22 protein-coding genes are annotated in these 24869 nt (G+C 36.3%); 2 read left to right on the top strand and 20 right to left on the bottom strand.

Features of this window, described 5'->3' with window-relative positions; genetic code table 11:
* Nucleotides 1–1368 carry an MATE family efflux transporter gene (locus tag X927_RS08855; RefSeq protein WP_103077710.1) on the top strand — a complete coding sequence of 456 codons (1368 nt, stop codon included), beginning with the start codon at nt 1–3 and terminating at the stop codon, nt 1366–1368.
* Nucleotides 1369–1394: 26 nt separating this feature from the next.
* Entirely contained in the window at nt 1395–2279 is an 885-nt protein-coding gene (locus tag X927_RS08850; RefSeq protein ID WP_103077709.1) for a bifunctional enoyl-CoA hydratase/phosphate acetyltransferase, read from the top strand.
* A gap of 3 nt (nt 2280–2282) precedes the next feature.
* Here X927_RS08850 and trhA read toward each other — a convergent pair whose 3' ends face one another.
* The 20 genes from trhA to hcp all read right to left on the bottom strand — a co-directional run bounded on the left by trhA (nt 2283) and on the right by hcp (nt 24865).
* Nucleotides 2283–2930 (bottom strand): PAQR family membrane homeostasis protein TrhA, encoded by a 648-nt coding sequence (trhA, locus tag X927_RS08845; RefSeq protein ID WP_103077708.1) that lies wholly within the window; start codon nt 2928–2930, stop codon nt 2283–2285.
* Nucleotides 2927–3496 carry a GNAT family N-acetyltransferase gene (locus X927_RS08840; RefSeq protein ID WP_103077707.1) on the bottom strand — a complete coding sequence of 190 codons (570 nt, stop codon included), beginning with the start codon at nt 3494–3496 and terminating at the stop codon, nt 2927–2929. Before X927_RS08840 ends, trhA begins: the two co-directional genes overlap by 4 nt.
* On the bottom strand, nt 3489–4349 hold the full coding sequence (locus X927_RS08835) for a thermonuclease family protein (protein ID WP_103077706.1): 861 nt from the start codon (nt 4347–4349) through the stop codon (nt 3489–3491). The genes X927_RS08840 and X927_RS08835 overlap by 8 nt, the downstream gene beginning before the upstream one ends.
* The gene (locus X927_RS08830; protein WP_103077819.1) at nt 4346–5845 is read right to left on the bottom strand and encodes a YifB family Mg chelatase-like AAA ATPase; all 1500 of its coding nucleotides are present in this window, start codon (nt 5843–5845) and stop codon (nt 4346–4348) included. The genes X927_RS08835 and X927_RS08830 overlap by 4 nt, the downstream gene beginning before the upstream one ends.
* A gap of 20 nt (nt 5846–5865) precedes the next feature.
* Complete coding sequence (gene iscB, locus X927_RS08825) at nt 5866–7128, bottom strand: RNA-guided endonuclease IscB (RefSeq protein WP_103077705.1); 1263 nt, start codon at nt 7126–7128, stop codon at nt 5866–5868.
* 273 nt (nt 7129–7401) lie between these two features.
* Nucleotides 7402–8541 (bottom strand): MFS transporter, encoded by a 1140-nt coding sequence (locus X927_RS08820; protein ID WP_103077704.1) that lies wholly within the window; start codon nt 8539–8541, stop codon nt 7402–7404.
* A 5-nt stretch (nt 8542–8546) separates the two neighbouring features.
* Nucleotides 8547–9212 (bottom strand): endonuclease V, encoded by a 666-nt coding sequence (gene nfi / locus X927_RS08815; protein WP_103077703.1) that lies wholly within the window; start codon nt 9210–9212, stop codon nt 8547–8549.
* On the bottom strand, nt 9202–9690 hold the full coding sequence (gene ispF, locus X927_RS08810; protein WP_103077702.1) for a 2-C-methyl-D-erythritol 2,4-cyclodiphosphate synthase: 489 nt from the start codon (nt 9688–9690) through the stop codon (nt 9202–9204). Before ispF ends, nfi begins: the two co-directional genes overlap by 11 nt.
* Nucleotides 9691–9693: 3 nt before the next feature.
* Nucleotides 9694–10806 (bottom strand): DNA polymerase III subunit beta, encoded by a 1113-nt coding sequence (gene dnaN / locus X927_RS08805; RefSeq protein ID WP_103077701.1) that lies wholly within the window; start codon nt 10804–10806, stop codon nt 9694–9696.
* A gap of 90 nt (nt 10807–10896) precedes the next feature.
* Entirely contained in the window at nt 10897–13095 is a 2199-nt protein-coding gene (gene oraE, locus X927_RS08800) for a D-ornithine 4,5-aminomutase subunit OraE (RefSeq protein WP_211287856.1), read from the bottom strand.
* On the bottom strand, nt 13076–13462 hold the full coding sequence (locus X927_RS08795; RefSeq protein ID WP_103077700.1) for an ornithine aminomutase subunit alpha: 387 nt from the start codon (nt 13460–13462) through the stop codon (nt 13076–13078). The genes oraE and X927_RS08795 overlap by 20 nt, the downstream gene beginning before the upstream one ends.
* Nucleotides 13459–14877, bottom strand: coding sequence for a 2-amino-4-oxopentanoate thiolase subunit OrtB (gene ortB / locus X927_RS08790; protein WP_103077817.1), 1419 nt, complete (start codon nt 14875–14877; stop codon nt 13459–13461). The genes X927_RS08795 and ortB overlap by 4 nt, the downstream gene beginning before the upstream one ends.
* Nucleotides 14870–15172 (bottom strand): 2-amino-4-oxopentanoate thiolase subunit OrtA, encoded by a 303-nt coding sequence (gene ortA, locus X927_RS08785; RefSeq protein WP_103077699.1) that lies wholly within the window; start codon nt 15170–15172, stop codon nt 14870–14872. Before ortA ends, ortB begins: the two co-directional genes overlap by 8 nt.
* Nucleotides 15173–15186: 14 nt before the next feature.
* Nucleotides 15187–16203: a 2,4-diaminopentanoate dehydrogenase gene (gene ord, locus X927_RS08780; protein WP_103077698.1), complete on the bottom strand. Its 1017-nt coding sequence runs from the start codon at nt 16201–16203 to the stop codon at nt 15187–15189.
* A gap of 192 nt (nt 16204–16395) precedes the next feature.
* Complete coding sequence (locus X927_RS08775) at nt 16396–17730, bottom strand: TldD/PmbA family protein (RefSeq protein ID WP_103077697.1); 1335 nt, start codon at nt 17728–17730, stop codon at nt 16396–16398.
* Nucleotides 17730–19142: a TldD/PmbA family protein gene (locus X927_RS08770; RefSeq protein WP_169925214.1), complete on the bottom strand. Its 1413-nt coding sequence runs from the start codon at nt 19140–19142 to the stop codon at nt 17730–17732. Before X927_RS08770 ends, X927_RS08775 begins: the two co-directional genes overlap by 1 nt.
* Nucleotides 19143–19916: 774 nt before the next feature.
* Nucleotides 19917–20762 carry a glycine betaine ABC transporter substrate-binding protein gene (locus tag X927_RS08765; RefSeq protein WP_103077816.1) on the bottom strand — a complete coding sequence of 282 codons (846 nt, stop codon included), beginning with the start codon at nt 20760–20762 and terminating at the stop codon, nt 19917–19919.
* A 5-nt stretch (nt 20763–20767) separates the two neighbouring features.
* On the bottom strand, nt 20768–21652 hold the full coding sequence (locus tag X927_RS08760; protein WP_103077695.1) for an ABC transporter permease: 885 nt from the start codon (nt 21650–21652) through the stop codon (nt 20768–20770).
* Entirely contained in the window at nt 21649–22830 is a 1182-nt protein-coding gene (locus tag X927_RS08755; protein WP_103077694.1) for a quaternary amine ABC transporter ATP-binding protein, read from the bottom strand. The genes X927_RS08760 and X927_RS08755 overlap by 4 nt, the downstream gene beginning before the upstream one ends.
* A gap of 403 nt (nt 22831–23233) precedes the next feature.
* The gene (gene hcp, locus X927_RS08750) at nt 23234–24865 is read right to left on the bottom strand and encodes a hydroxylamine reductase (protein ID WP_211287854.1); all 1632 of its coding nucleotides are present in this window, start codon (nt 24863–24865) and stop codon (nt 23234–23236) included.
* Nucleotides 24866–24869 lie beyond the last annotated feature (4 nt).

Here is a 24869-nt window from a genome sequence, read left to right as displayed (position 1 = left end):
ATGAAAATCAAAGATACAGGAAAAGTTGACGTTTTAAAAACATCCATATGGAAAGCTTTATTTACCTTAGCCTGGCCAATCATTTTGACAAATATGATGCAAGCGATATATAATATAACTGATGCATATTTTTTGGGAAAGTTAGGTCCTTTGGAATTATCTGTTCCTACTGTAGTTTGGCCGCTGATATTTGTTTTTATATCTTTTGCCACAGGATTTTCCTACGCTGGAACCTCTTTGATAGCTCAATATACAGGATACGGCGATCAAAGAAGAGCTGAAAAATCGGCAGCGCAAACCATTTTGGTAATGACGTTTGTGGCTTTATCCATTATGGCAATAGTGTTGATCTTTAGCAAGCAATTATTGTCTCTTTTACGATTGGATAAAAACATATTCGAACTTAGTAATACGTATCTAAAAATAATGGCATTTAGCTTACCTTTCAGTTTTTTAATGCAAACGGTAGCGGGTATATTTAGGGGATGGGGAAATTCATTTATAGCCCTGAAATACAACGGTATATCAATACTGTTAAATGTGGCCCTTGACCCTCTTTTCATTTTTCAATTCAATTTAGGCGTATTTGGAGCAGCACTAGCAACTATGTTATCTCAAGTTATAATGTCTGTTGTATTTCTATTTGTATTGTTCAAAGGTAGAGAGGGTTTTAAATTACACGCCAAAGATTTTGCCCCCGATCGAAAACTTATAAAAAAGGTGTTATCGGTTGGCTTACCTTCTTCTATTGGCGAATCTTTTACAGCTATAGGATTTGCTATAATTATGGGAGTTATTGCACAATTTGGGCCTATTGTTATTAGCGGATATGGAATTGGAAATAGAATGAACAATTTAATAACGATGTTCGCTATGGGAATATCTTTGGCAACGGCTACGATGACAGGTCAATATGTAGGTGCAAACCAACCTGAAAAGGCTGAGGAAACGGTTAGAAAAGCTTCTTTAGCAACTTTACTGATCGTAGGAAGTGCTTCAATGGTTATGTTTTTATTTGGTCACAATATAACGAAATTTTTCATAAATGACCCTGAAGTAATTAAAGTTGGAGAGGAATTTTTTAGATATGTTTCTTTCTCACTTCCGTTCTTCTCATTAGTTTCAGTCTTTCTTGGTACTTTAAGGGGTACAGGGCATACGATTCAGTCGACCATTATAGATATGGTAAGATTGTGGGGAATAAGGGTACCCTTGGTTTTTTTCTTAGCTGAGACTCACGGGTACATAGGTGTTTTCATCGCTATGATAATAAGTAATTTATCTGCCCTTGTATTAGCCCTAGGTTTTCTAGTTTTTGGGAACTGGAAAAAACCTGTAATTGAAGAAGCTTCTCAAAGTAATGCTTAGTATAGTCAACAAAGGAGGACTCTTTCATGAAAAACTTTGAAGAATTGTTGAATAGAGCAAAGTCCAAACCAACAAAGAACGTCGTTCTTGTCTGTGCTGAAGATATTGAAGCTTTGAAGGCTTTATCAAAAGCAAGTGAAGAAGGGTTTGCAAACCCTGTCTTGGTTGGAAATAAAGAAGAAATTAAAAAAAATTTGGAAATTGTTGGAAAGGAATTTGACATTATAGAGGCAGAAACTCCACAGGAAGCAGCAGAAAAAGGTGTTCGTCTCGTTTCAAGTGGGGCTGCTGATCTGCTCATGAAGGGTAAGATAAAAACCTCTGAGTTGCTAAAAGCTGTTTTAAACAACGATTGGGGATTAAAAACGGGAAATTTGCTTTCTCATGTTGCGGTAGTAGAAACACCTTATTTGGATAGATTACTCTTGATAAGCGATGGCGGAATGATAATCCACCCAGATTTAATGCAAAAGGTTCAAATTATATACAACGCCCTTGAAGTAGCCAAAAACCTTGAAATAAAAACTCCCAAGGTAGCTTTATTAGCGGCGGTCGAAGTAGTTAATCCCGATATGCCCGAGACAGTAGATGCCGCGATATTGACCCAAATGAACAAGAGAGGCCAAATAAAAGGATGCGTTGTCGATGGTCCTCTTGCCCTTGATAACGCTATAAACGAACAAGCTGCCAAGATTAAAAATATAAACAGTGAGGTTGCGGGTAAAGCAGATATTTTAATTGTTCCAGATATCCATTCGGGGAACTTGTTAGGAAAATCTGCTGTATATTTTTCGGGAGGAAACGTGGCAGGGATTGTAGTGGGAGCAAAGGCTCCCATAGTATTAGTATCAAGAGCCGACAACGATCAATCGAAATTGGCAGCTCTGGCACTTGGAGTTTTAAACTCCTGAGATTCATATAACATAAAAAAACACTGAGAAAAAGTGGCATATACTTCCTGCAAGTACTATCAAATGCCATAAAGCATGGTGGTATGGGATTTTTCTCCACACGTAAAATATGGTCCCAACTGTGTAAAGAATGCCTCCTATGACCAACCAAAAGACTCCCCAGAAATCCAAGTTTGTAACTAAAGGTTCCATAGCAAATACAACTAACCATCCCATGGCTATGTATAAAATTGTTGAAAGAATCCTAAATCTTTTAACGAAAAATATTTTAAAAATAATGCCTATAGCTGCCAAAACCCATACCACAGAAAATATAATCCAACCTAGCCTTCCGCTCAACGTAATTAGTGCAAAAGGTGTGTAAGTACCGGCTATTAAAATATAAATTGCAGAATGATCGAATATTTCAAAGAGATCTTTGATTTTTTTACGTTGAAAGCTGTGATATAGTGTTGAAGATAAATAAAGAATAATCAACGATGAACCATATATAACCGAACTGAAAATACTCCAAGGTTGTCCGTTAATCGCTGAAAAAACTATCAATAACACCAGAGCAGCTATACTCAACAATGCTCCTATACCGTGTATAACGGCATTAGCTATTTCTTCACCAGGGGTAAATTTTTCGATATTGTCTAAATCTTTCACCCTAATACTCCTTTCGCATCTTTTATTTCAAGAAATTCTTCTCTCAAAATGTCCATAAATATTATATCGTATCTATTGTTCTTAAAAAACTTTGCTTGCCTTCGCCTACCTATTTCTTTAAATCCAGCTTTTTGGTAAGATCTTATTGCCCTTTTGTTATATTCAAAAACTTCCAACATGATATTATTTAAATTTAAAACGTTGAATCCATAATTCAAAAGCAACTTAATGGCTTGGGTACCATATCCTTTAGACAGATATTCTCTATTCCCAATAAAAATCCCAAGGACAGCCGATTGATTAATTCTATTAATGTCATGCAACCCACAATTACCTATCAGCTCTTCTGTTTCTAAATCCACTATGGCAAATAAAACATCGTTGCCTTTAGCCATTTTTTCTAAAATGTCTTTTTCTTTAAGCAAAGAAATAATATTATCCTCTACCATCATGTTTTCTGATATTTCTGGGTCATTTAACCATTCCGTGTATTTTTCAAAATCGTCAGGATTGACTGGTGACAAAAAGCATTTTTCTCCTACTACTTTTTTAAAATATTTACCCATACTGTCTATCCCCCCCTTCTCCCTGCACTCCATTCACAAATCTTTTTATCTCAAAAGGAGCCCTTCCCAGTATTTCGTATTGCCCAGTTCGCTGATCAAACCATATTTCTCCCCAGAACATAACTTCTTCCCCAACTAAATCATAGATATCGTAACCATCAAAAAAGGCATCAAATTCCTGTTTTCTTATTCCATAGTAAAAATCTTCATCCTCAGAGATAATTTTATAGTAATTTCCGCCTTCTTTTATAACATCTTTTACTTTGACCTTCACCCACCTCATTCTACCTAAATCCTTTTGAGTTAAGGCATCAGATTCCACCACTATGCTTTCATCATCGTATTTTTCAAAGATCCCTTTTCTATCTTCATATGCTTGGATATAAGCTTTAACAAATATTTCTTGTTTTTTTGAAGTATCTTTGTAAAACAACGGTCGGGCTAATCCATTTTTTAATATTTCCTCGTTTAATAATATTAAGTTACCTTCTTCATCCTCATAATAAACATACGCCAAAACTCTGCCATAATCGTCAAACTTATCCTCATCAAACTCTAAATATACGTTTCTGTCTGCAACATTTATTAGTCTATCTTTCACAAATTGATACGACTTATAGCCATACTCGCTAATGGGCTTACTCCCAGCTTTGATCTCTGGTGCGTCTATTCCAATCAATCTTATACTTTCAGCGTACTGGTAAGTGTTAATCGTGTCTCCATCGAATATAGAAGAAACTTTTGCTTTTTCGAGGTTTTCTATATCTGGAATTGTTATTAATTCTTGTGAATTAACATAAACCGCACTTAACACCAATAAAAGCAATAGAAAAATTGAAGACATTTTTCTCATATGATTTTTCTCCCTCTGTAATTCAGGGCTTCCGAAACATGACTTACTTCCACATTTTTTGAATCAAAAGTGTCAGCTATAGTTCGTGAAATTCTCACTACCCTGTTTACCGATCTAGCTGTTAATTTTAAATTGATAGCTGCTTGTTTTAAAAAGTCTTCCGCTTTTTCAGTAAGAGCCGCAAATTTCTTCACTTCTTTATTGCTAAGTTTCCCATTCAATTTGTTTTGCCTTTTTATCTGTATTTGGGAAGCCTTTGAAACTCTTTCTTTAATCTTTTCGGAGCTTTCTCCGTCTTCCTTGGACATGAGCTCATCTATTTTTACCCTTGGTGTATCTATTCTAATATCTATTCTGTCCAATATGGGTCCTGATATTTTTCTGTTGTAATTTAAGATCTGGTTCAAATTACACGTACATTCTATCTCCTTGTCTCCATAATATCCGCATGGACATGGATTTTGAGAGGCTATAAGCATGAACCTTGCAGGAAAATTAGCAACGGATTTTGCTCTTGTTACCGTCACTTCTCCGTCTTCTAAAGGCTGTCTTAGGGACTCTATTACATCCGTACGGTACTCGGGGAACTCATCCATGAATAACACACCATTATGAGCCAAGCTTATTTCACCAGGTTTCGGAACGGCGCCTCCCCCTATTATTGAGGCTGTCGAGGCTGTGTGGTGAGGAGATCTAAAAGGCCTTTTATCGATTATCGTGTTCATATATCCAGCAACTGAATAGATCATCGTTGATTCGATGATTTCTTCCCTCGTCATATCTGGTAATATCGTTGGAACCCTTTTAGCTATCATTGTTTTTCCTGAACCGGGAGATCCCCTCATTAAGACATTGTGAAATCCACTGGCTGCTATCTCTATTCCCCTTTTGGCAAATATTTGACCTTTGATTTCACGAAAATCTAAGTTGTAAGATGGTTGTACAATATCCTCGTACTTTGGAGAGTATTCATCCAAGATATCCTGGGATATATTTTCGATATCTTTCAAGCTATCTATAACGATAACCTCGTTCTTTTCTACAAATTTACTTTCCCCCTGATTTCCCCGTGGAATTATGAATTTTGCTTGTTGATTTCTTTCTTTTATATACATCAAGAAAAGAGATATCCCAGAAACTGGTCTAACTTCTCCATTCAAACCAAGTTCACCAAATATATAGTAATCTTCACTTAATTCTTTTATCTGGCCCGAAGCCTCCAACAGGGATACAGCAATTGGTAAATCAAAATGTGAGCCGTCTTTTCTCATAGAGGTGGGTGAAAGATTCGCAACTATCGATCCGTTAGGAATTGTAAACCCAGTATTTCTAATGGCACTTGTAACTCGTTTCTCACTTTCTAAAACTGATGTGGAGGGCATGCCTACTATTTTGAATGTCTGTTGGGTAGAACGGGAGTTTACGTCGATTTCTACTAAGATATTTTCTACTTTAAACCCGTCTATGCAACCAGTTTTTATCTTTGAATATTTCATGAAAAATATCTGCAGGAGACTCACCATTTTAATGGTGAGAGGAATGCAGAATTTTCCCTCCTTTCCCATAGTAAAGTTTTAGCTTTGCTTACTAAGATTAAATCTTTACTTTTTGCACTTCTATGAATTACTGTGCCATCAAGTTTTCTTATATCAAAATATCCAGTTGAACGTCTTCCAAATATGAAACATTCGATACCGTTGTATCTTATTTTATCAAACAATCTAAAACCATGTACTAAATAAGATGCTTGGTTAAGTTTTCTTATACCGCTCTTTAGAATTTTAGCTTTGTGTATTTGCCTATTGTGTCGTCTAACTTCTTTAATGTGATAATAATGCTCTAATTGTTTTGCTTGAGGATTGCCACTAATACATAAAGCGTCTATTCTATGTGTTTTAGGTAGGTTGTTCTGTATTCTTGTATTTTTAGTGATATATCCATAAGTTAGATGAACTTTAGGGTATAGTGTTTTTAATCTATTGTATAAAGTCCATCTCATAATACCCATAAATGTAGCATCTTTAAACTTTTGTCCTCTTTTAAAATTCAATTTAATCTTTCCATCGTGGTAATCCTTATGACATGTTTCGCATAATGTAATTAAATTACCCGGTGCATCTCCACCTATTTGTCTACTTTCGATGTGGTGAACATTGAATCTTTTATCTTTGGTTTTGCCTTTGCAGTGTTGACAGGTATAGTTATCTCTCCATAGAACATATTCCCTTGTATTCCAAAAAGCTAATTGTTCACCTTGTTGGTATTGTTTGCCTTCAATATTAGGATTCTTAATCTTTTGTATATCGAAACTTGCAACTTCTACTACAATTTTTGTAACAGGAAGCAAACTGTGAACTAGATCAATCAGTTTAATATGCGATTTTATTTTATGTTCTACCGACGGTGCAAGCCATCCTTTGTTTTTACTGTGGACACGATTTAAAAAGCGTGGTTCCCTATACCTTGTTTTTCTGAAACGTCTACCTTTACGATACTGTCCTTTCTGAGATATAAGTTTAGGTATATCGTCCCTTAGTTCAACTTCTGCTGCAAAAAGCTCCTTATTTTCTGTAGTAGCAGACAATCCTACAGTTTTACTTCCTGCATCTACTCCTAAAGTAATAGGTTGTTTATAACCGCTACTACCATAGAGGAGCTGAATAGTAAAAGGTTCTTTTCTAACAACCTTAGCTTTCCCCTCTTTAAGTAATTTTCTTGCCTTTGAAGGTTTACAAGGCATAAGAGGTTTCCCATACTTATTTAAAACGTACACTAACATGAAGTGCACCTCCTTAACGGAGTTATTCTCCTTCCCCAATGTTATATAGGCTTTTTACGTTTAGCTCACTATCCCTACCCCTCAGGATTGTTTAAAACTAAACAACAGAGCGACGGACTAGGAGAAACATCCGAAGGTGTTATGACCTATATAACGTAGCCTGATGGAATAAATCCTCTGGCTTAGGGTAGTCAACCATGGCTTATTTATCACAAGCCCCCTCTTTAGACGGTGGGTAGTTGACCTTTCCCCCTTTTTGTACATTACTTAATTTCACTTATCACTTTCTAATTTTTCCTTACCCAATTGTTGTGTGATAAAAATGATGATAGTAAAAGTTAAAAAGGGAATGGTATATGAGATATTAAAATTAATATCACCAATTACTCCCATGGAAGTTGCAATTATCATAGCCCCAATCCCAGTAGAACCAAAAGCCAACCCATTGTACATCCCTAAGATTCTCTTTGGGAGATTTTGATTGGTGTATTTTTGAATGCTTGGAAAAATGGCAGATAAACTAAAACCAACGAAAAGAAAGAAAATAAAGTGCTGAAATATTAGCAACAATGCAAGACTTACTATAAGAGAAATAGAGAAGTAAAAAATGGTTCCCAATTCCGTTAATTTTCTGTTTAAAAATTCCGTAATAGCTCTACCCAAGGTAAAAACTACCCAAAATAAACTTATAATTACAGATGAAAATTCTTTCGAATAATTAAAAACATCGTAGAAAAGGTTCCCGCTCCATGTTATTATACCTATTTCAGTTCCGGAATAGAATAAAAATATCAACAATGATAAATAAACAAATCTTTTTCTTATTATACCTGTAGCTTCTTTAAATTTAATCGCTTCATACTTTATGTTTTGAATGGGCTTATAAATTAAAACAAAAATGAAAAGTAACGAAATTAAGATTAAGTGTATAAAATACACAAATCTAAAATCTAATTTCATAACTAAAAATAAGCTAACCAAAAGGGGTGCTATTATACCTCCAATTCCAAAACTCGCGTTTAAAAATCCAAAATTTTGGGTTTTCCTATCAAGGTGTGAAAAAGCGGAAGTTAAAGTCATAAAAGTTGCCCCAGTCGCTACCCCCAATAAAAAAACTGATAATACAATCATAGGAAAATTAATTGCAGTTACGAATAAAACCAAACCCAAAATTTCAATTATAAAAGCACCGGTCAAAAAACTTTTATAACCTATCTGGGCGATAAAAAAGCTGCCTATAAAGTTGGATATCATGGTACCAAAGGTACTTATAAACGGTAATGAAGAAGAAATAGTTATCGAAACAGAAAATCTTTCTTGAATGGAAGTCATAAGAGGCGCAAGGGTGTTCATGACCATAGAAAATACGATCATTGAGATGTATATAAAATTTCGCGTGTTCTTTTCGGTCAACAACGTCACCTCTGCTTTAAACTTTGAGTGTATAAGTGTGCCTTTCGAGTTATCTCAGGAATTTTATACTTTGTGGCAAAATGATAAGTGAAATCTAAGGCGTTATTGAAATCAACCAAGTTGCCAGGAGATACAAATACAGGTTTCACATTGTCTCTTGTTCTCAACACTATTCCTATTTTCTCACCTTTATGGTACAGAAATGTGAATTCCCCTTTTTTCTTTCCGGGTTCTTCGTATTCACCAATTAACCTAGATTTAGCAATTCCTATAGTAGGCTTTTCAATAAAAAAAGACGCATGTGTAGCTATGCCCATCCTTCTAGGATGGGCATAGCCTTGACCATCAAAAAAAACAATATCAGGTTCAATTTGAAGTTTTTCCCAAGCCTTTAAAAAGATAGGAAGCTCTCTAAAAGCAAGAAGGCCAGGTATATATGGTAAGGTAATCTTATCCACGGCATATGTTACATCGATTACCGATAATTTTTTAAAATCCATAGTTACAATTACAGCTAATCCTTCGTCTTTTTGAAAGGAAAGATCAACACCACTCACTAAGTTTGGTTCATCTGAGAAATGAATTAATTTAACCTCTTTAGCCAACTGTTTCTGAATTTTGATCATATCTTTGGGAGACATATCGAAGCTATGAATATGTTTATATTTCATCCACCTCACCTAACGTTGTACAATAAACTTCTATACCTTCGTCCTTTCCGCCTATTCCCAGACCATTGCCACTCTTGCCTTTTAAGTTTATTCGGCTCACTTCTAAATTTAAGATGCGTGAGGTATTATTTTTTATTTGCTCAGATATAGAACTGATCTTCACACTCTTAGATATGATTACCGCATCAATATTATTTATCTTAATAACATATCTTTTACTTATCAAATCCATAGTCTTTTCTAAAAGTATAGAGCTACTAATATTTTCAAATTCTTTACTTTCAGGAAAGTACTCCCCTATCGACCCCAAACCGCACATCCCTAATAAACTATCAATTATCGCATGAAAAAAAACGTCTCCATCTGAATGGCCCAATAATCCATAACCTTTTGGATGATTTATTACAACTCCACCCAATATTAATCTTCTATTTTCAGCTAAAGGATGAACATCGTAACCAAAACCAATTTTTAACATGTTTCAACTTTTCCTTTTTGGCATTATTATGAACATATAACTGTTGTCTTCTACAGGTTTTAAAATGGTAGGTTTTTCCTCATCGGATATATCGAACTCAAATTCCACAGTCTCTATTCTTTCTAACGCTTCCCTGAAATATCTCGGTGAATAAGCGATCTCAAGATTTCTACCTTCTTGCTCGACATCAATCTCTTCTTTTGCTTCGCCAACATCAGGAGAACTTGCATAAAATTGTATTCTTCCATCTTCAATATTTAATAAAGTATATTCCTCACTTCCGGCTGTTATAGACATCCTTTTCATAATAGCCAAAAATTCTGAGGTCTTAGCCTTGATCTTTGTTATAAAACTCTGGGGAATTATACCCAAATAATTAGGAAACTCGGCATCTATAACGTTAAAAATCAGCTGGTTATTATCTTCTTCAAAATCAAAGAGAACTTGAGAACCACTTTGAACCACTCTTATCTTCTCTGTCTTTGCTGCTGAAAGTATCGTTTTTAATTCATCCATACTTTTTAGGGATAAAAGAAACGGTGAAAGAACATTGTCATCTTCCAGCTTACTTTCAGAAAGGGCTAATCTATATGAATCCGTGGCGACTAAATTCAAAAACCCTCCCTGCCTAAAGTCCCAATAAACGGCATTTAAATTGCGCGAAAGGGAAGAAGAATCTTTTAAAGCACAAAAAATTACCTTATCAATCATATTAGTAATAATTGTTCTATCTAACGAAATTGAGTTCCCTGTAACGTCGAAAGCAAGGGAAGGAAATTCATAAGGGTCCATGGTAGGTAATCGAAATACAGAATTCCCACCTGAAATCTTCAAAACTCCATCCAAAGTTATAGTAATTGTATCAGAAGTGAGATTTGATAGTATTTCTAAAAAAATCGTCTGTTCAACCACTGTAGAAAAATTTTCATCGCTATCTTTAACCTTCAGCCATTTGTGAAAACCGGTCTGCAAATCTGTAGCATAAATATGTAACTCATCGTCTTCTACAGCCAATTTTATTCCTTTCAAAATAGGGTTAGCTGTTTTTTTTGAAACAGCGTTGGTAGTTAATTGGACAGCATTTTTTAAAACCCTTGTATCTATTTCAAACGACATCAAGTTTTCCTCCCTTTGGAAGAATTAGGGTTTCACTATCTCAATTTTACACTAAAAAAAGATTTAAAGCAAGAATAAATTAATTAAAAATTATTCGTTTTGGTCTCTTTCTTTTAGTTTCTTAGCCAAAAATGTGGCAACGTGATTCCCTTTAGTACCCCTTCCAAAGCCAGCGTCCATGTAATTATTTATCGCTAAATTATTGGTTATCTGAGTCCCTCCAACGATGAGTAATAATTTATCTCTAACTCCTTTTTCTACAGCAATTTCATGTAGTTTTTTCATATTTTCCACATGAACTTCATTATGAGTAATAATCATAGAAGCTAAAACCGCCTGGGCTCCTACTTCTATCGCACTATCTATGATTTTTTCTGGTGGCACAGAAGTACCAAGATAAACGTAATTTATTCCATATTTTTCTATACCTCCATGTTTTATATCTAGTATTTCTCTGATACCTATGTTGTGTTCATCGTTACCTATCGTTCCAGCCACTACTTTGACCTTGTGTTTACCAAAAAATTCAAAAAGCTCTTCATCACTCATCACATCATTCTTTTTGGGAAGTTCTAATTCATCCTTTTTAACAAAAAAAGGTACCTTTGCCTTTAATTCAAGATAAGTCCCTTCTGATGGATGTAAAACGGCAGAATGAATAACATGAATATCTTCGAGTCCCATTTTTTTACATATTTCGACCGCTGCTGCCTTTGCGTATTCTTCAGATTCAGGGATGGTCATGTCCAGTTGTATCCAACCATCGTAACTCCATTCAACTTCTGGTTTTATAAGATTATTTTCTTTGTATTCTTTTATATCTTGCAATCTTTTTTCGACGTTATCACTCTCATCTAACTCGTCAATAAATTGAATCTTTTCTCTATTATGTAAGGTACAACCACCGATTAAATCGCAAGGTTTATCTAATCCTTTAGGCAAGGCGTTGTACCCAAAATGTTCACAAACGGGGGCCATATAATCTTTATCCCTTGGTACAACGGAACCTGCCGCTATTTCTCCATTCTTTTTTCTGGCTATTCCGTCTCCTGCCCTTTCGGGATAGTACCCGTTATCTACGAACATACCGTTTTCCAAGGCCTCAAAATATCCACCCATTTCTATTATTTCTTCGAGCATCAATATAGCCCTCATCTTCAATTCTCTTACTTCTTTTCTAACTTTTTCTTCATCGATTTTGAGGTATTGTTTAATATTATCCGCTGATATCAATGTGTGTTTAGCGGTTTCTACACCCCTTATAGAATTAACGTGCCAAGGAACATTTCTACCTTCATCGGGAGTAATAGTTGATTGAATGTCTGCTGAAGTTAACCGAGAAATGAGGGTATTTAAAACGTGAATCCTTGTGGCATCGAATAAATCAGATTCAATGTACCTTGTGTTCATTTGAGCTCTGAACTTGTAACCTTTAAATAGTTCTCTCAATGTAATTGCGTAGACCAAGTTGATTCTGAACTCAGGAGAAGGTGAAACTACAGGCGGAACGGTTGATAGAGCGATATTTTCTTTTTTCATGCCTACTTTCAATGAAAATAGAGAGTTTATAGCATGTTGTACCAAAAGTTCAGGCATCACGTTACTAGCTTTTTTAGCAGAAGCGTTCGCATTATGGGCACCATCTATTTGGAGTATATTCGCCCAAGCCATCACTTTTTTAGCAACAGCGGCATCCACAAAAGATCTTATTGGATTGATACCTCTGTACAAAATATTGTACTGTGGATCTTGGTGAGCTCCATTAACTCCCTCTTCGGCGAACAATACAGCTATTTCAGGGCCCGCTACACCTGAAACATAACTGTGAAAGTTTATTGGTCTACCTACTTCGTCTTCAATTAAATCAAGTGCTTTTCTAGTTGCCCTCAACTGTTTTCTCGTTATTGGTATCCCACCAATACCTTCAGGGGTTCCTTCTATAAGACCGTCTATATGGCTTTGCCCAAGTGTTCTTATGACCATTATATGATCTGCTCCATGCCAGGCAGCCATGCGCATTCTTCTAACATCTTCCTCAAATCTTCCTGAAGCAATTTCTGATGTTATCACCGTGTCTGGTTGTGGGTCTAAGTTATCAAAGTAATGAGCTGCAGGAAGAGGAATTGAGTTTTTTAGATCCTCACTTATCTCATAGTAATTAAAATCGCTTTTATTGGTTCCTTCAGGTAATTTTTTTCTCCAAGTCCATCCCTTTCTTCTTGGTGTGTAATGTTCCAAATCATTTAAAATCTCTTCTATGTTGATCTTTTCATTTGGTTGAAGTTTCACTTGTATCACCACCTCTGAAGATATTCTCAACATCATCCCAAAAACGACCGTTTAATAATGCCTCGCCTGCCTCCATTATTCCCATATTTTTTTGTTTTGCAATTTTGTAAACCACATTCCCTGCTCCTTTTGATAATAAATTTTCTTGTACAATCTTATCAACCAACGCCTTTGCCTGAAGTGAATTAAACCCCATTCTCAGCAAGACAGACCTTTCTATAGAAGGAGAGGTATGTGTTTCTGCCAAATTTACTAAGGGATCTACTACCTTTTCAACTAATTTCCAAAAATAATTGTCTAATTCCTCATCGGTCATGTTTTGAAGTTTCTTTGACCTTTCCTGAAAGTCATCGACTCTTTCTTTCATAAAGACTCCTCCCTTACCTTCTTAATCAAGTTTATTACCGAATCCTCATCTTCTCTTATTTCTTCTGATATGAATTCAATTTCTTTTTGAGTAAAATCGGTTTTTCCTAGTCTTTTTATAAGCTGGTTTATATACGATTCTTTCAATTGAGACATTGGCATTTCAATATAACCTATTTGTGAAGGATCTTCAGGTATCACAATTCTTTCCCCTGGTTTATCATCTTTTATTGGATCACCTGATATTACTTGAATCCCATTTTCTTTGGCAAAAGTGAGTTGGGCAGTTGGTAACTTTCCTGCTCCTGTGTATTCTGTTTCGTTTACAACGATTATTTCATCTTCATTCATTTCCCTTGCCAAAGCAAAAGCTGCAACTAACGAGGTATTACCAGCAGGTCCCCTTTGTAGCCCTTCAAGTTTTGCGAGTAATTCAGTCATATAAAAGACTTCCCCTTGAGTTACAAGAACATATCTGTCCATATACCTCAATACCCTTGCTGCATTCCTCGGAACATCAGATCTGTCAGGAAAGACCGCAAACGGGATCCCAAATCCAGTGTGTCCTGTAGTGAAAGACTTTCTATTGAAATCTTTATCGGAAGCCATATGTAAGCCTCTTAAATCAACGCTTGCACCAACAATCTTAGTTGAATAAGCCCCAACCTTTTTTAACCCTCTTGCCGTTCCAGTGGTCAAACCTCCTCCTGCATGGGTACTTACAACAACGTCGGGGAATTTCCCTGTCAATTCTTTGGTTTGATTAGCTATCTCCACACCCAACGTTTCTATTCCAGCAATGCCGTAAGGTGAGTAAAGCGATGCATTAAAAAATCCTGTTTCTTCAAGAAGAAGAAGGGTATAATAAAATAATTCTGGTCCTACACTTACTTGGACAACTTCACTTCCATAAGCTGCACACGACCTTTCTTTTTCCAAGATTTCAGGCTGACCAACTCCTCGAGAATCGAAACATTCTTGAATTATAATAGATTTTAATCCTCTTTTAGCTGCTTGAGAAGCTACAGCAGCGCCATAATTACCACTTGTTGCTGCTATAACGCCTTCATATCCTAATTTTTTTGCCATATATACACTTATAGAAGCCCTTCTATCTTTGAAAGAACCGGATGGGTTGGTTTGTTCATCCTTAACGAAGATCCTTGCACCTTTCCCTTTATCAGACAATTTTTTAATCAACCTGTTTATGTTTTTTAGTTCAACAAGGGGAGTGTCCCCAACACCTGTTTCTTTTTGAATCTTTTCAATTTCTTCAATTGAAAATCCTGACTCATTCATCATCTTTTCGTAATCAAATGCGATTCCTTCTATTTCATATTTAGTGTAATCAAGTCCTACAGATTTTTTGATGATCTCTATCTGTCTTTCCATCACGGCTTTGTAAGATTTATCCATTTTTTTCACCATCCAACAAATCATCCTTGTTAACTTTTAATAATTCGGGAATAGGTTCTCCAAAGTTATGCTCGTATCTAGGATTAACTTTTTCCAATTTTCCTTTAACTAATCTCCCAATAGGGGTTCTAATGGTTACGATATCGCCTATTTCAGCCTTTTCATCTTCCAAAAATCCTTTTATTCGAAGCTCAAAAGGTACTTTTTTGGTATCTTCCGGCAAATGTGAAACTCTTTCTTCAGGATTTAAAGCAATGTAATGAATTTGAACCCATTCACCTTTTTTTATCTCCATAAATCTGACCTCCTTCAACGAACCTCTGCAAGTAAAGCCCTTGGTATTGGTAAATCCACCATAGTTAACAAACCAGGCTGAGCTTCAACTACAGATGGAATCATATTGGTGGCTATGGCAATGGTACCTTTGCCACCCGGTATTTCAGGATTTATAGACATTGAGATTTCAGGATCCCCATGAATTGTTATATAATCTCCTGTTTGAACGTTTTCTAATTCAGGATGTACTTGCTGAGGATGTTCAAGTTCTATCAAAAGCTCATTTTTATAAAAGGCCTTTGCAGTATGATTACACCCTGCTACCATCCCTGGTTGAACCTTAACATACTTTGTTTCTCTCAAGACGTTAGAAATGATAGGTTCTCTTTTTTGCTCGATGCGATCAATTTCCCATCCTAAAGCCTTGGCTATCATGTGTATTGACTGTTCAAACCCAATATGACCAACTATCTTTCCGCTTTTTATTCCTTCTTCAAACTCTTCAGATGTTGTTCCAACACCTTGTGTTTCCATAACCGTTGGTCCAAAAGGCGAAAGATCATTAATTCTGGCAGCCTTAATTCTCCGCACATTCAAACATATTCCTGTCAACGTTATAATTAGCGTATCAAGGACAAACCCTGGATTTACTCCGGTTCCTAAAACCGATACATTATGATCCTTGGCAACGGTGTCAATTTCATTTGCAGCTTGTGGATCCTTTGAAAAAGGAAAAGCCATCTCTTCAGCAATGGTAATTACGTTTTTGTTTTCTTTCAATATAGAAATGATTTGATCTTTCACCACCGAAATAAAAGAGTTGGTAGCGATTACAACAAGATCGGGATCAGTTTGCTTAACCATTGTTATAGGATCAGCGTAAACCTTTATTCCAATTTTTCCTAAACCCAACAACTCTCCCACATCTTTTTCGATATATTCTTTCCTAAGATCGTGAACACCAACCAATTTTAGATTTTTCTTACCTAATATATTTTTTGCTATTCCACTACCCATTGCTCCAAAACCCCAAATGCCTACTTTGTACAATTTAAAAACCTCCTTGCATTGAAATTCCAGGGATGTATGAAATTTTTTTCATTATCAATTATATCTTACAACATTATGCTTTCTTTCTCAAACTAGATAATTCCCAATTAAGACGAAAAAAAGGCGTTTAAACGCTTTTAGAAGCGATTAAACGCCTTATACTCCTTTTTACACTACTTTTATCTTTATCTACTATTTACCGCCTACGCTTAAATCCCTTATCAATATAGTAGAACCCGCTACCGAACCCAAATACTTGAAATCAGAACCTATATACTCTAAATTATTCAACAACTCTTCCAACGTTCCAGCTAAGGTCATCCCTCTAAAACTTCTTACAAACGCTCCGTTTTCAATTAATCTTCCACTTATTTGAACAGAGAATCTTCCGGAAACCGGATCGGCGGTATGCATACCCATTATGTTGGTAACATATAGAGCCTTTGGAACATTCAAAATATCTTTTCTTGTCTTGTTTGCGATAAAATGAAGGTTTATCGTTCCAATGGAAGGATTGGGAGATTCTACCGATGCGAAACTGTTACCGGTTGGCTTTGCTCCTAACTTTTTTGCAGAATATATGTTATGTAAGAATCCTTTTAGGACCCCATTTTCTATAACGTTGAATCTTGAAGTATTAGTTCCTTCATTGTCAAAGGAGGCTATGATTGGTGCAGAACCATTCATTGGATCATGTATCAGGGTAACCGATGAATTGGCTACTTTCTCACCTAATTTATCTTTCAAAAAAGATTTGCCTTTGTAAACATTTTCCCCCGACAATGGAGTTATCAATGTACCTAAAAACATACTAGAAGCAAAGGGACTCATTACAATATCGTATCTACCTGAACTTAAAACCTCTGATTTTAAACCTGACACCGCCATTTCTACAGAATTTTTTACTATGCGGTCTATGTCTATAAGCCTGTAGCTTTGAGATAATTGATAATCAAAACCAAATGAGGAATCTTCTCCTTCAATTGCGGCTAAACTAATCGAACTAGCAGCGTTAGTAAACAAAGCGTTTTTGTATAAACCATTCGTATTGCCAAAATGAATCCTTGTTAAAGCGGTTTCATACTCAGCACCACGGACAAATTTTATCCTTTCATCTTCACTCTTAGCTTTTTTTTCTAGTTCTTGAGCTAATTTCATAACCTCATGTAAATTCATATCCTTTGTGTCTGCATCGAAAGCCCAATCTATGTATGTGAACTCTTCATCGTTTGAGATGTCGTTTGCATCATCTTTTTCTGTATATTTAATCATTTCAATTGCTTTTTCAACCGCTTGCATTATACCTTCTTCTGTTAAAATATTAGATGACGACGTGGCTGTTCTTCCATCTGGAGAAATAACTTTTATACCTGCTGCCCCTTTTTCTCCTTCAGTTAACTGTTCTAACTTTCCATTACTGAAAGAAGCATTTTTACTTTCAGTGGAAAACACATTTATCTGTCCTTTAAGACCTTTATTTTTTATCTCTTTCATGGATTTTTCTATAATTGATTTTATATTAGTCATTAATTGTTACCCCCTTTTACTATTCCACCAACAATTAATTTCGGTATTCTTATAGTAGGTTGAGCATCTGAAACCGGGGCCCCTTGACCATCTTTACCACAGGTTCCAACACCATATCCCAGATCATTACCAACCATATCTATGCTTTCTAAGACTTTTAATCCGTTGCCAACTAAGCTAGCTCCACGGATCGATTGTTTTATTTCACCGTTTTCTATAATATAACCTTCATCAACACCAAATTGGAAATCACCACTTATTACATCCACTTGTCCCCCACCCATCTTCCTTACAAATATACCGTATTTTACAGATTTAATTATATCTTGCGGATCATCTTCTCCTGGTAAGATCATCGTGTTTCTCATCCTGACAATGGGTAGAACCATATAAGATTCCCTTCTACCGTTACCTGTGGGTTCAACACCAAATTTTTTGGCAGTTATTTTTGAGTGCATGTATCCTTTTAACACACCTTTTTCGATTAAAACGGTCCTCTGGGTTGGTGTTCCTTCATCATCGTAATTAAGTGTTCCTCTTTTGTTTTTATCTGTTCCATCGTCTACAACGGTAATCTTTTGAGAAGCGATTTCCTTCCCAACTTTTTCTCTGTAAACAGAACCAGAAAGTACCAAGTCTGCTTCCATACCATGTCCACATGCTTCATGTATCATGGTTCCTCCAGCTTCAGAGGACAAAACAACGGTGAATTCTCCTGCAGGAGCATCTACTCCTTCTATTTGTGAAACTACTTGTCTGACGGCATCTTTTGTTACTTTTTCTATCATCTCATCTGTAAAAAATTCAAATCCCATGTTTGCTCCATCAGAGGAATAACCTCTAAACAGATTCCCTTCCTCGTCTTGTGCAAATATTATAGCTGCGTAATGTGGATAATTTCTAATATCCTCAACTATTTTCCCTTCTGAATTCACTATTTTTACCTTTCTACTACTATCTGCATAGGAAACGGTGATCTGTTTGATGCGTTTATCAGCATTTTTTAGTAATTCTACACCTTTAAGAACCTTTTCTACTTTTTGTTCTACAGACACATTGTCAAAAGGTATTTCAAATGGTGCAAAATCCCTTTTTTCTGCCTCTTTCAATTCTTCAACCTTTACGATATTATTAGAACCGAACCTTTCGCTTGCATTCTTTCTCAAAGTCTCAGCAAGATTCATAAGATTCTCGTATGTGGGATCGTTAGTATGAGCAAAAATAGTTTCTTCAGCTGATACTACCCTTATACTTGCACCTTTTCTACTTGAAAAATTGATTTTTTCAATTTTACCGTTATCGTAAACAATCGAGGTACCGTAAAAATCTTCATAGAAGATTTCCGAATACTCTCCCCCTGACGAAAGAGAATGATTTAAAATCTCTAAGTATTGAGCATTACTTAAATTCACTTCTATCCCTCCTATAAAAAGTTAGCAATCCTTCCTTTCATATTATATCATATTTATTCTTGTTGGAACTTGTATTCGCATTAGATCATATTAGATGTCCGTGAAAAAGAATAACAGATTTTCACTGTATGAACTTTTAAAAACAGAAAAAGCAAAGAAGGTAATGCATTTATATATCAAAAGGTAGCAATTTCAGCAAACCTTGGAAGACATGCCTTTGAAAAGGTAAAAGGGAATAACGAAGTTAATCTTTCAAGAAGTAGGTCTTACAAAAAAACGATAACGCTCTCGTGGAACAAAAGAACGGGGATAAGGTAAGAAAATTGGTAGGATATTTCAGATATAAGAGTGAAGAAGAGGTATGTTTGCTCAACGAGATTTACAACAGAGCAGACTTACTAGATAACTCTTCATACCCAATTTTAAACTAAAAAACAAAGTAAAGAACGACAAGGATAAAACAATAAAAAAAGAATCTGAGAAACCTAAGACTCCATTCCAACGGTTGCTTGAAAGCAATACTGTTAGCGAAAAAACTAAATCTCAACTAAAGAAAACGTACGAAAGTTTAAACATGGTAAAATTAAGAAAGAACCCCCAAAGGGGTTCAAAAAAATGCTCTTGTGGATAAATTATATACAATATTCAACTCACAAAAAGCAAATCAAGTTCGAAGACATAAATACTATCTAACCATTACCCGATTTCAATGACAATTAATTATGATCTAACACGCCCCGGCTGCAGTTTAGTGTTCTACAGATCTAAGCATATCTAGGGCAGCCACTTCTCGACAACATCTCTGTTTTCTTCAATCCATTTTTTTGCAGCCTGCTCAGGATTGGTTCTGTTCACATTTATATCATAGGTGACCTCACCTAATTGATCATCGTTCATCTTAAAGTTCTCAATGAACTCTGCAACCTCTGGAAAATCTTCTCTAAAACCTTTTCTACCTATTGCTCTTATATTCTCTTCCTCACCATAAGCATTTTTTGGGTCTTCGAGAAACTTGAGATCGTATGCGAACCACATCCAGTGTGGGGTCCAGCCAGTTATTACGATCCATTCCTCTCTCTGAACAGCCCTTTCTAGCTCGGCCATCATTGCCGGATCACTTGAGGATACAAGGTTCCAATCCTCCAGCCCATATGCTGGCATAGCGTCCTCCCTTGTATGGATCATTATCCCTGCTCCAGGCTCTATTCCAACTATTCTCTCGCCAAACTCTTCCTTGTGTTCTGCTAACTCTTCTATAGAATCGATTGAAACATAGGTTGGAACAACGAGCCCTATCCTTGCTCCTTCATACACGGGTCCAAGATCAACTACGTCCTCACTATACTTCTCCCAGTAGCCCTCATGTGTATATGGCAACCATGCACATACTGAAAGATCAACATCCTCATTTGCCAACCCTGTCCACATCACAGCTGCAGATACAGCTCTTATGGTCACATCGTATCCCATTTCCTCCAACAAGATCTTTGAAATGTGCGTCTGAGCCTCTGCTGAAGCCCATTGAACATATGCTATCTCTATTTCGCCTTTTTCTGCTGCTGACAACACAGATGAAAATAGCAAGACTGCCAACAGAACAAAAGCCATTTTCTTTTCCATTATTTTCAATTTTTCGCCTCCTTTTCTTTACGTTTAAATTTTTTTCTTATCTCTCTATAATTACCCAGAGACCTGCTAGCTCTATCAAAGACCATAGCCAGGATTACTATTGCTAAGCCTCCCTCAAATCCCGTCGCAATATCTAATCTATTGACCCCCATCAGAACCAATTCACCAAGACCACCTGCGCCTATCATAGATGATATAACAACCATAGATATTGCTAACATGATGCATTGGTTCACTCCGGCAAGAAGACTTGGTATGGATAAAGGTAGTTCCACTTTTGTTAGAACTTGCCTTTCACTTGCTCCAAAAGCTCTTGCAGCTTCTTTCAAATCTTCTGACACCTGTGTTATGCCGAGATATGTGAGTCTCACTGGCGGCGGGATAGAAAAGATTAGCGTCGCAACAAGTCCAGGAACCTTTCCTATACCAAATAGCATAACTGCGGGAATAAGATATACAAAGGGAGGCATGGTCTGCATGAAATCGAGCAATGGGGATGTGATCTTGTTAACAATATTACTCCTTGTCATCCAGATTCCCCATGGAATGCCCAATAAAAGTGCTATGATGACAGCTATGAATACCAAAGCCATAGTCTCCACAAGCTCTTCCCATAGGCCTAGATCCAGAATTAAAAGAAGACCAACAAATGTTCCAAGGGAGAGCCATTTTGTCCCAACTAGCCACACTACAATCGCAATAATGATTATGAGCGCTAGGGGAGGCAAAAATAGCAGAGCACTCTCTAGAGCTGAGATCGTACCATTAAATGCCATCGTTATCGCATCAAAGAAGGGCATGAAAGTTCTTATGATGAAGTCCAGTGCTATCTCCACGCCTCTACCTATTGGTATTTTGGGTAATGCTTCCATCAGATTCATCTGCTTCCTCCCATTATCTCCATAATTTCCTTCCAGCTCACTTCACCTATCAGGTGTCTTTCTTCATCGACCACTGCCACACCTATTCCTGTGCTAAGGATCTTTGAGGAAGCTTCCTCAAGTGAGGCAGAAGGTTCCAAGATTTCCGGCTTTTTCAGTGCTTTTTTAATATTTTTCTCATTTTCATCCACAAGCTCCATAGCATCTTCGAGCATAAGCATCCCAATAAGTTTGTTGTTTTTGTTTATGACAAAGATGTAGTTCATATCATTTCTCTGCATCTTTTTAACTGCAGTCCAGGAACTTTCTCCCTCCCTAAGAACATCTCTCGGGGTGATCATAACATCCTCTACACTAAGGACGCTTGTTCTATTTACTTTCTCAACAAAGTGCTCAACATATTCGTTAGCCGGTTGGGTCACAATATCTCTTCCATCCCCTATCTGTTCAATACGCCCATCTCTCATTATTGCTATCCTGTCCCCCAATCTGAGTCCTTCATCAAGATCATGGGTAACAAAGATTATTGTCTTTTTCATCTCTCTTTGAAGAGCTAGAAGCTCTTCCTGCATCTCGTTTCTTATCAGTGGGTCAAGAGCGCTAAATGGCTCATCCATAAGCAAGATCTCAGGATCTACTGCTAAAGCTCTTGCAAGACCGACCCTCTGCTTCATTCCCCCGCTTAGCTCTGTGGGAAATCTGTCTTTCCACCCAGCGAGACCAACTCTTTCAAGAGCTTCCTCTGCTTTCTTGTACCTTTCGTCTTCGGGCGTTCCTCTTAATTCAAGACCGAAGGCTGCATTATCAAGAACTGTTCTGTTAGGGTAAAGGGCGAAATGTTGAAAAACCATAGCAGTCTTTTTTCCTCTTATTTCTCTAAGCTGTTTTCTATCCATAACATCTATTCTTTTTCCATCAATAGATACAGATCCGCTGGTTGGCTTAACTAAAGAATTGATGCACCTTATTAATGTAGATTTTCCAGAGCCTGAAAGCCCCATAAGTATAAAGATTTCTCCCTCTTCTACTTCAAAACTAATATCCTGAAGAGCGACGGTCTGATCTATCTCCTTCAATATCTCTTTTTTACTATGACCTTCCTTAAGCATTTTTATAGCTAACTCGGGTTTGTCTCCGAAGATCTTGACAACATCTTTAACTTCAATTTTAACCGACATGACGCCTCCAAATGTAAATAATAATTGTTATTAATTCTAAGTATCCTCATGCTATAGATTTTTAACTCAGGGTAGGCTATAAAAATGTTTTATTGAATATTGTTACCCTACCCTTGAGGATGATCTTCCAAAAACACTATATCATATTTCAATTTTTATGTCAAATCTGCCTTGTCAAATACGGTTGATAAAATAGACTGAAGAGATGATGAAAAAGGTATTACAATGATTTTTTGTTGAATAATTTCAGTTCAGAAATGATAATTGTTTACAATATGTTGTTCCTTCTGTGATGAAATCCGAGGATCTTTACTCTCTTCCAGCTTCCTTATCAAATTGCAATTGTAACCACTTAAAAAAAGAAAGGCGCCAAAGATTGGACGCCTTTTATACGAAAAATTATTTATATAGTTTTTATATCAAAAGTTTTTGCAACCGTCTCCAAAACGTTTGGTGATAGAAAGGCCGGTAGTGTTGGACCCAATCTTATTCCCTTTACTCCCATATATAACAATGATAATAAAACAGTTACGGCTTTCTGTTCGTACCAAGCTATGTTGTATTCTATAGGTAGTTCATTTATATCTTTTAAATCGAATGCTTCTTTCAATTTTAAAGCTGTTAAAACTAAAGAATAAGAATCATTACATTGACCTGCATCTATAACCCTTGGTATTCCATCAATATCCCCTAAATCAAGCATATTGTACCTGTACTTTGCACAACCCGCGGTTAAAATAACGGAGCTTTTTGGGAGATTTTTGGCAAAATTAGTATAGTATTCACGATCTTTGTTTCTTCCATCACAACCACCCATGACGTAAAATTTGGTTATTTTACCAGATTTTACTGCCTCGACAATTTTATCAGAAACTTTAGCTGTTTGTTCATGAGCAAATCCAATGGTTATAGTTTTTCCATCTCTTTTTTTGATGGGGCCAATTTCGAGTGCTTTTTGTATTACAGGAGCAAAATCTTTTTGACCATTCTTTTTTCTATTTGGTATATGTTGAACCCCTGGCCATCCCACAAGTCCGGTTGTGAAAATTCTGTCTTTGTAGGAATTTCTTGGCTTTTGAATACAATTCGTTGTCATTACTACAGCTCCACCAAACTCTTCAAACTCTTGTTGTTGCTTCCACCAAGAACCTCCAAAATTACCGGCTAAATGTTCGTACTTTTTTAATTCGGGATAGGCGTTTGCCGGTAGCATTTCTCCGTGGGTATATACTTTGATTCCTTTACCTTTAGTTTGTTCTAAAATTTCATACAGATCCAAAAGATCATGACCACTGACTAGAATAGCGGGTGTTTCGTATGTTCCTGTGTAAACTTGGGTTATTTCAGGATTTCCAAAGGTCGAAGTATTTGCCTCATCTAGTAAAGCCATAGCGTTTACCCCATATTCGCCAACTTTCAGTACTAAATTTATTAATTCATCAACGGTGATATCTTCACGTAGGGTTTCCGCCAAAGCCTTTTCTATGAATGCAAGTATATCTTCGTTGAAGTGTTTTAAGATATAGGCATGATCGGTGTAAGCAGCCACTCCCTTTAAACCAATTACAAGAAAGTTCTTAAGCGATCTTATATCCTCGTCTGATTCCGATAAAACACCTACTTCAACAGCTTTATTTAAGTATTCGTCTTCATTGTTATCCTTAGGATTCCATACTGCGGCATCAGGTACTTTTTCCTGAAATTTTTCGTTGTATTTTCTTTCATAAACTTCTTTGAATTTATTTTCTATAATTCTTCTTTTATCTAGTGCTTTATCAATGTATCTAGCTATTCTTTTTACATCAAAATTAACATTAGTTATTGTTACAAACAAGCCTTCTGCCACAAAAAGGTCAATACTTTCATCTTCTACGTCCAATTCTCTTGCTTTATTAGCCCAATAGGAAATCCCTTTTAGTATATAAATCAATAGATCCTGCAAGTTTGAAGTTTCTGGACTTTTTCCACATACACCTTGAGCCACACAACCCTCATTTCTTAAGGTTTCTTGACATTGATAACAAAACATCTCCATTCGC

It is taken from the genome of Petrotoga mexicana DSM 14811, assembly GCF_002895565.1.
Classification (GTDB): Bacteria; Thermotogota; Thermotogae; order Petrotogales; family Petrotogaceae; genus Petrotoga; species Petrotoga mexicana.
The sequence above is the reverse complement of the archived record's forward strand: the minus strand, read 5'-3'. Positions and strand labels throughout refer to the sequence as shown.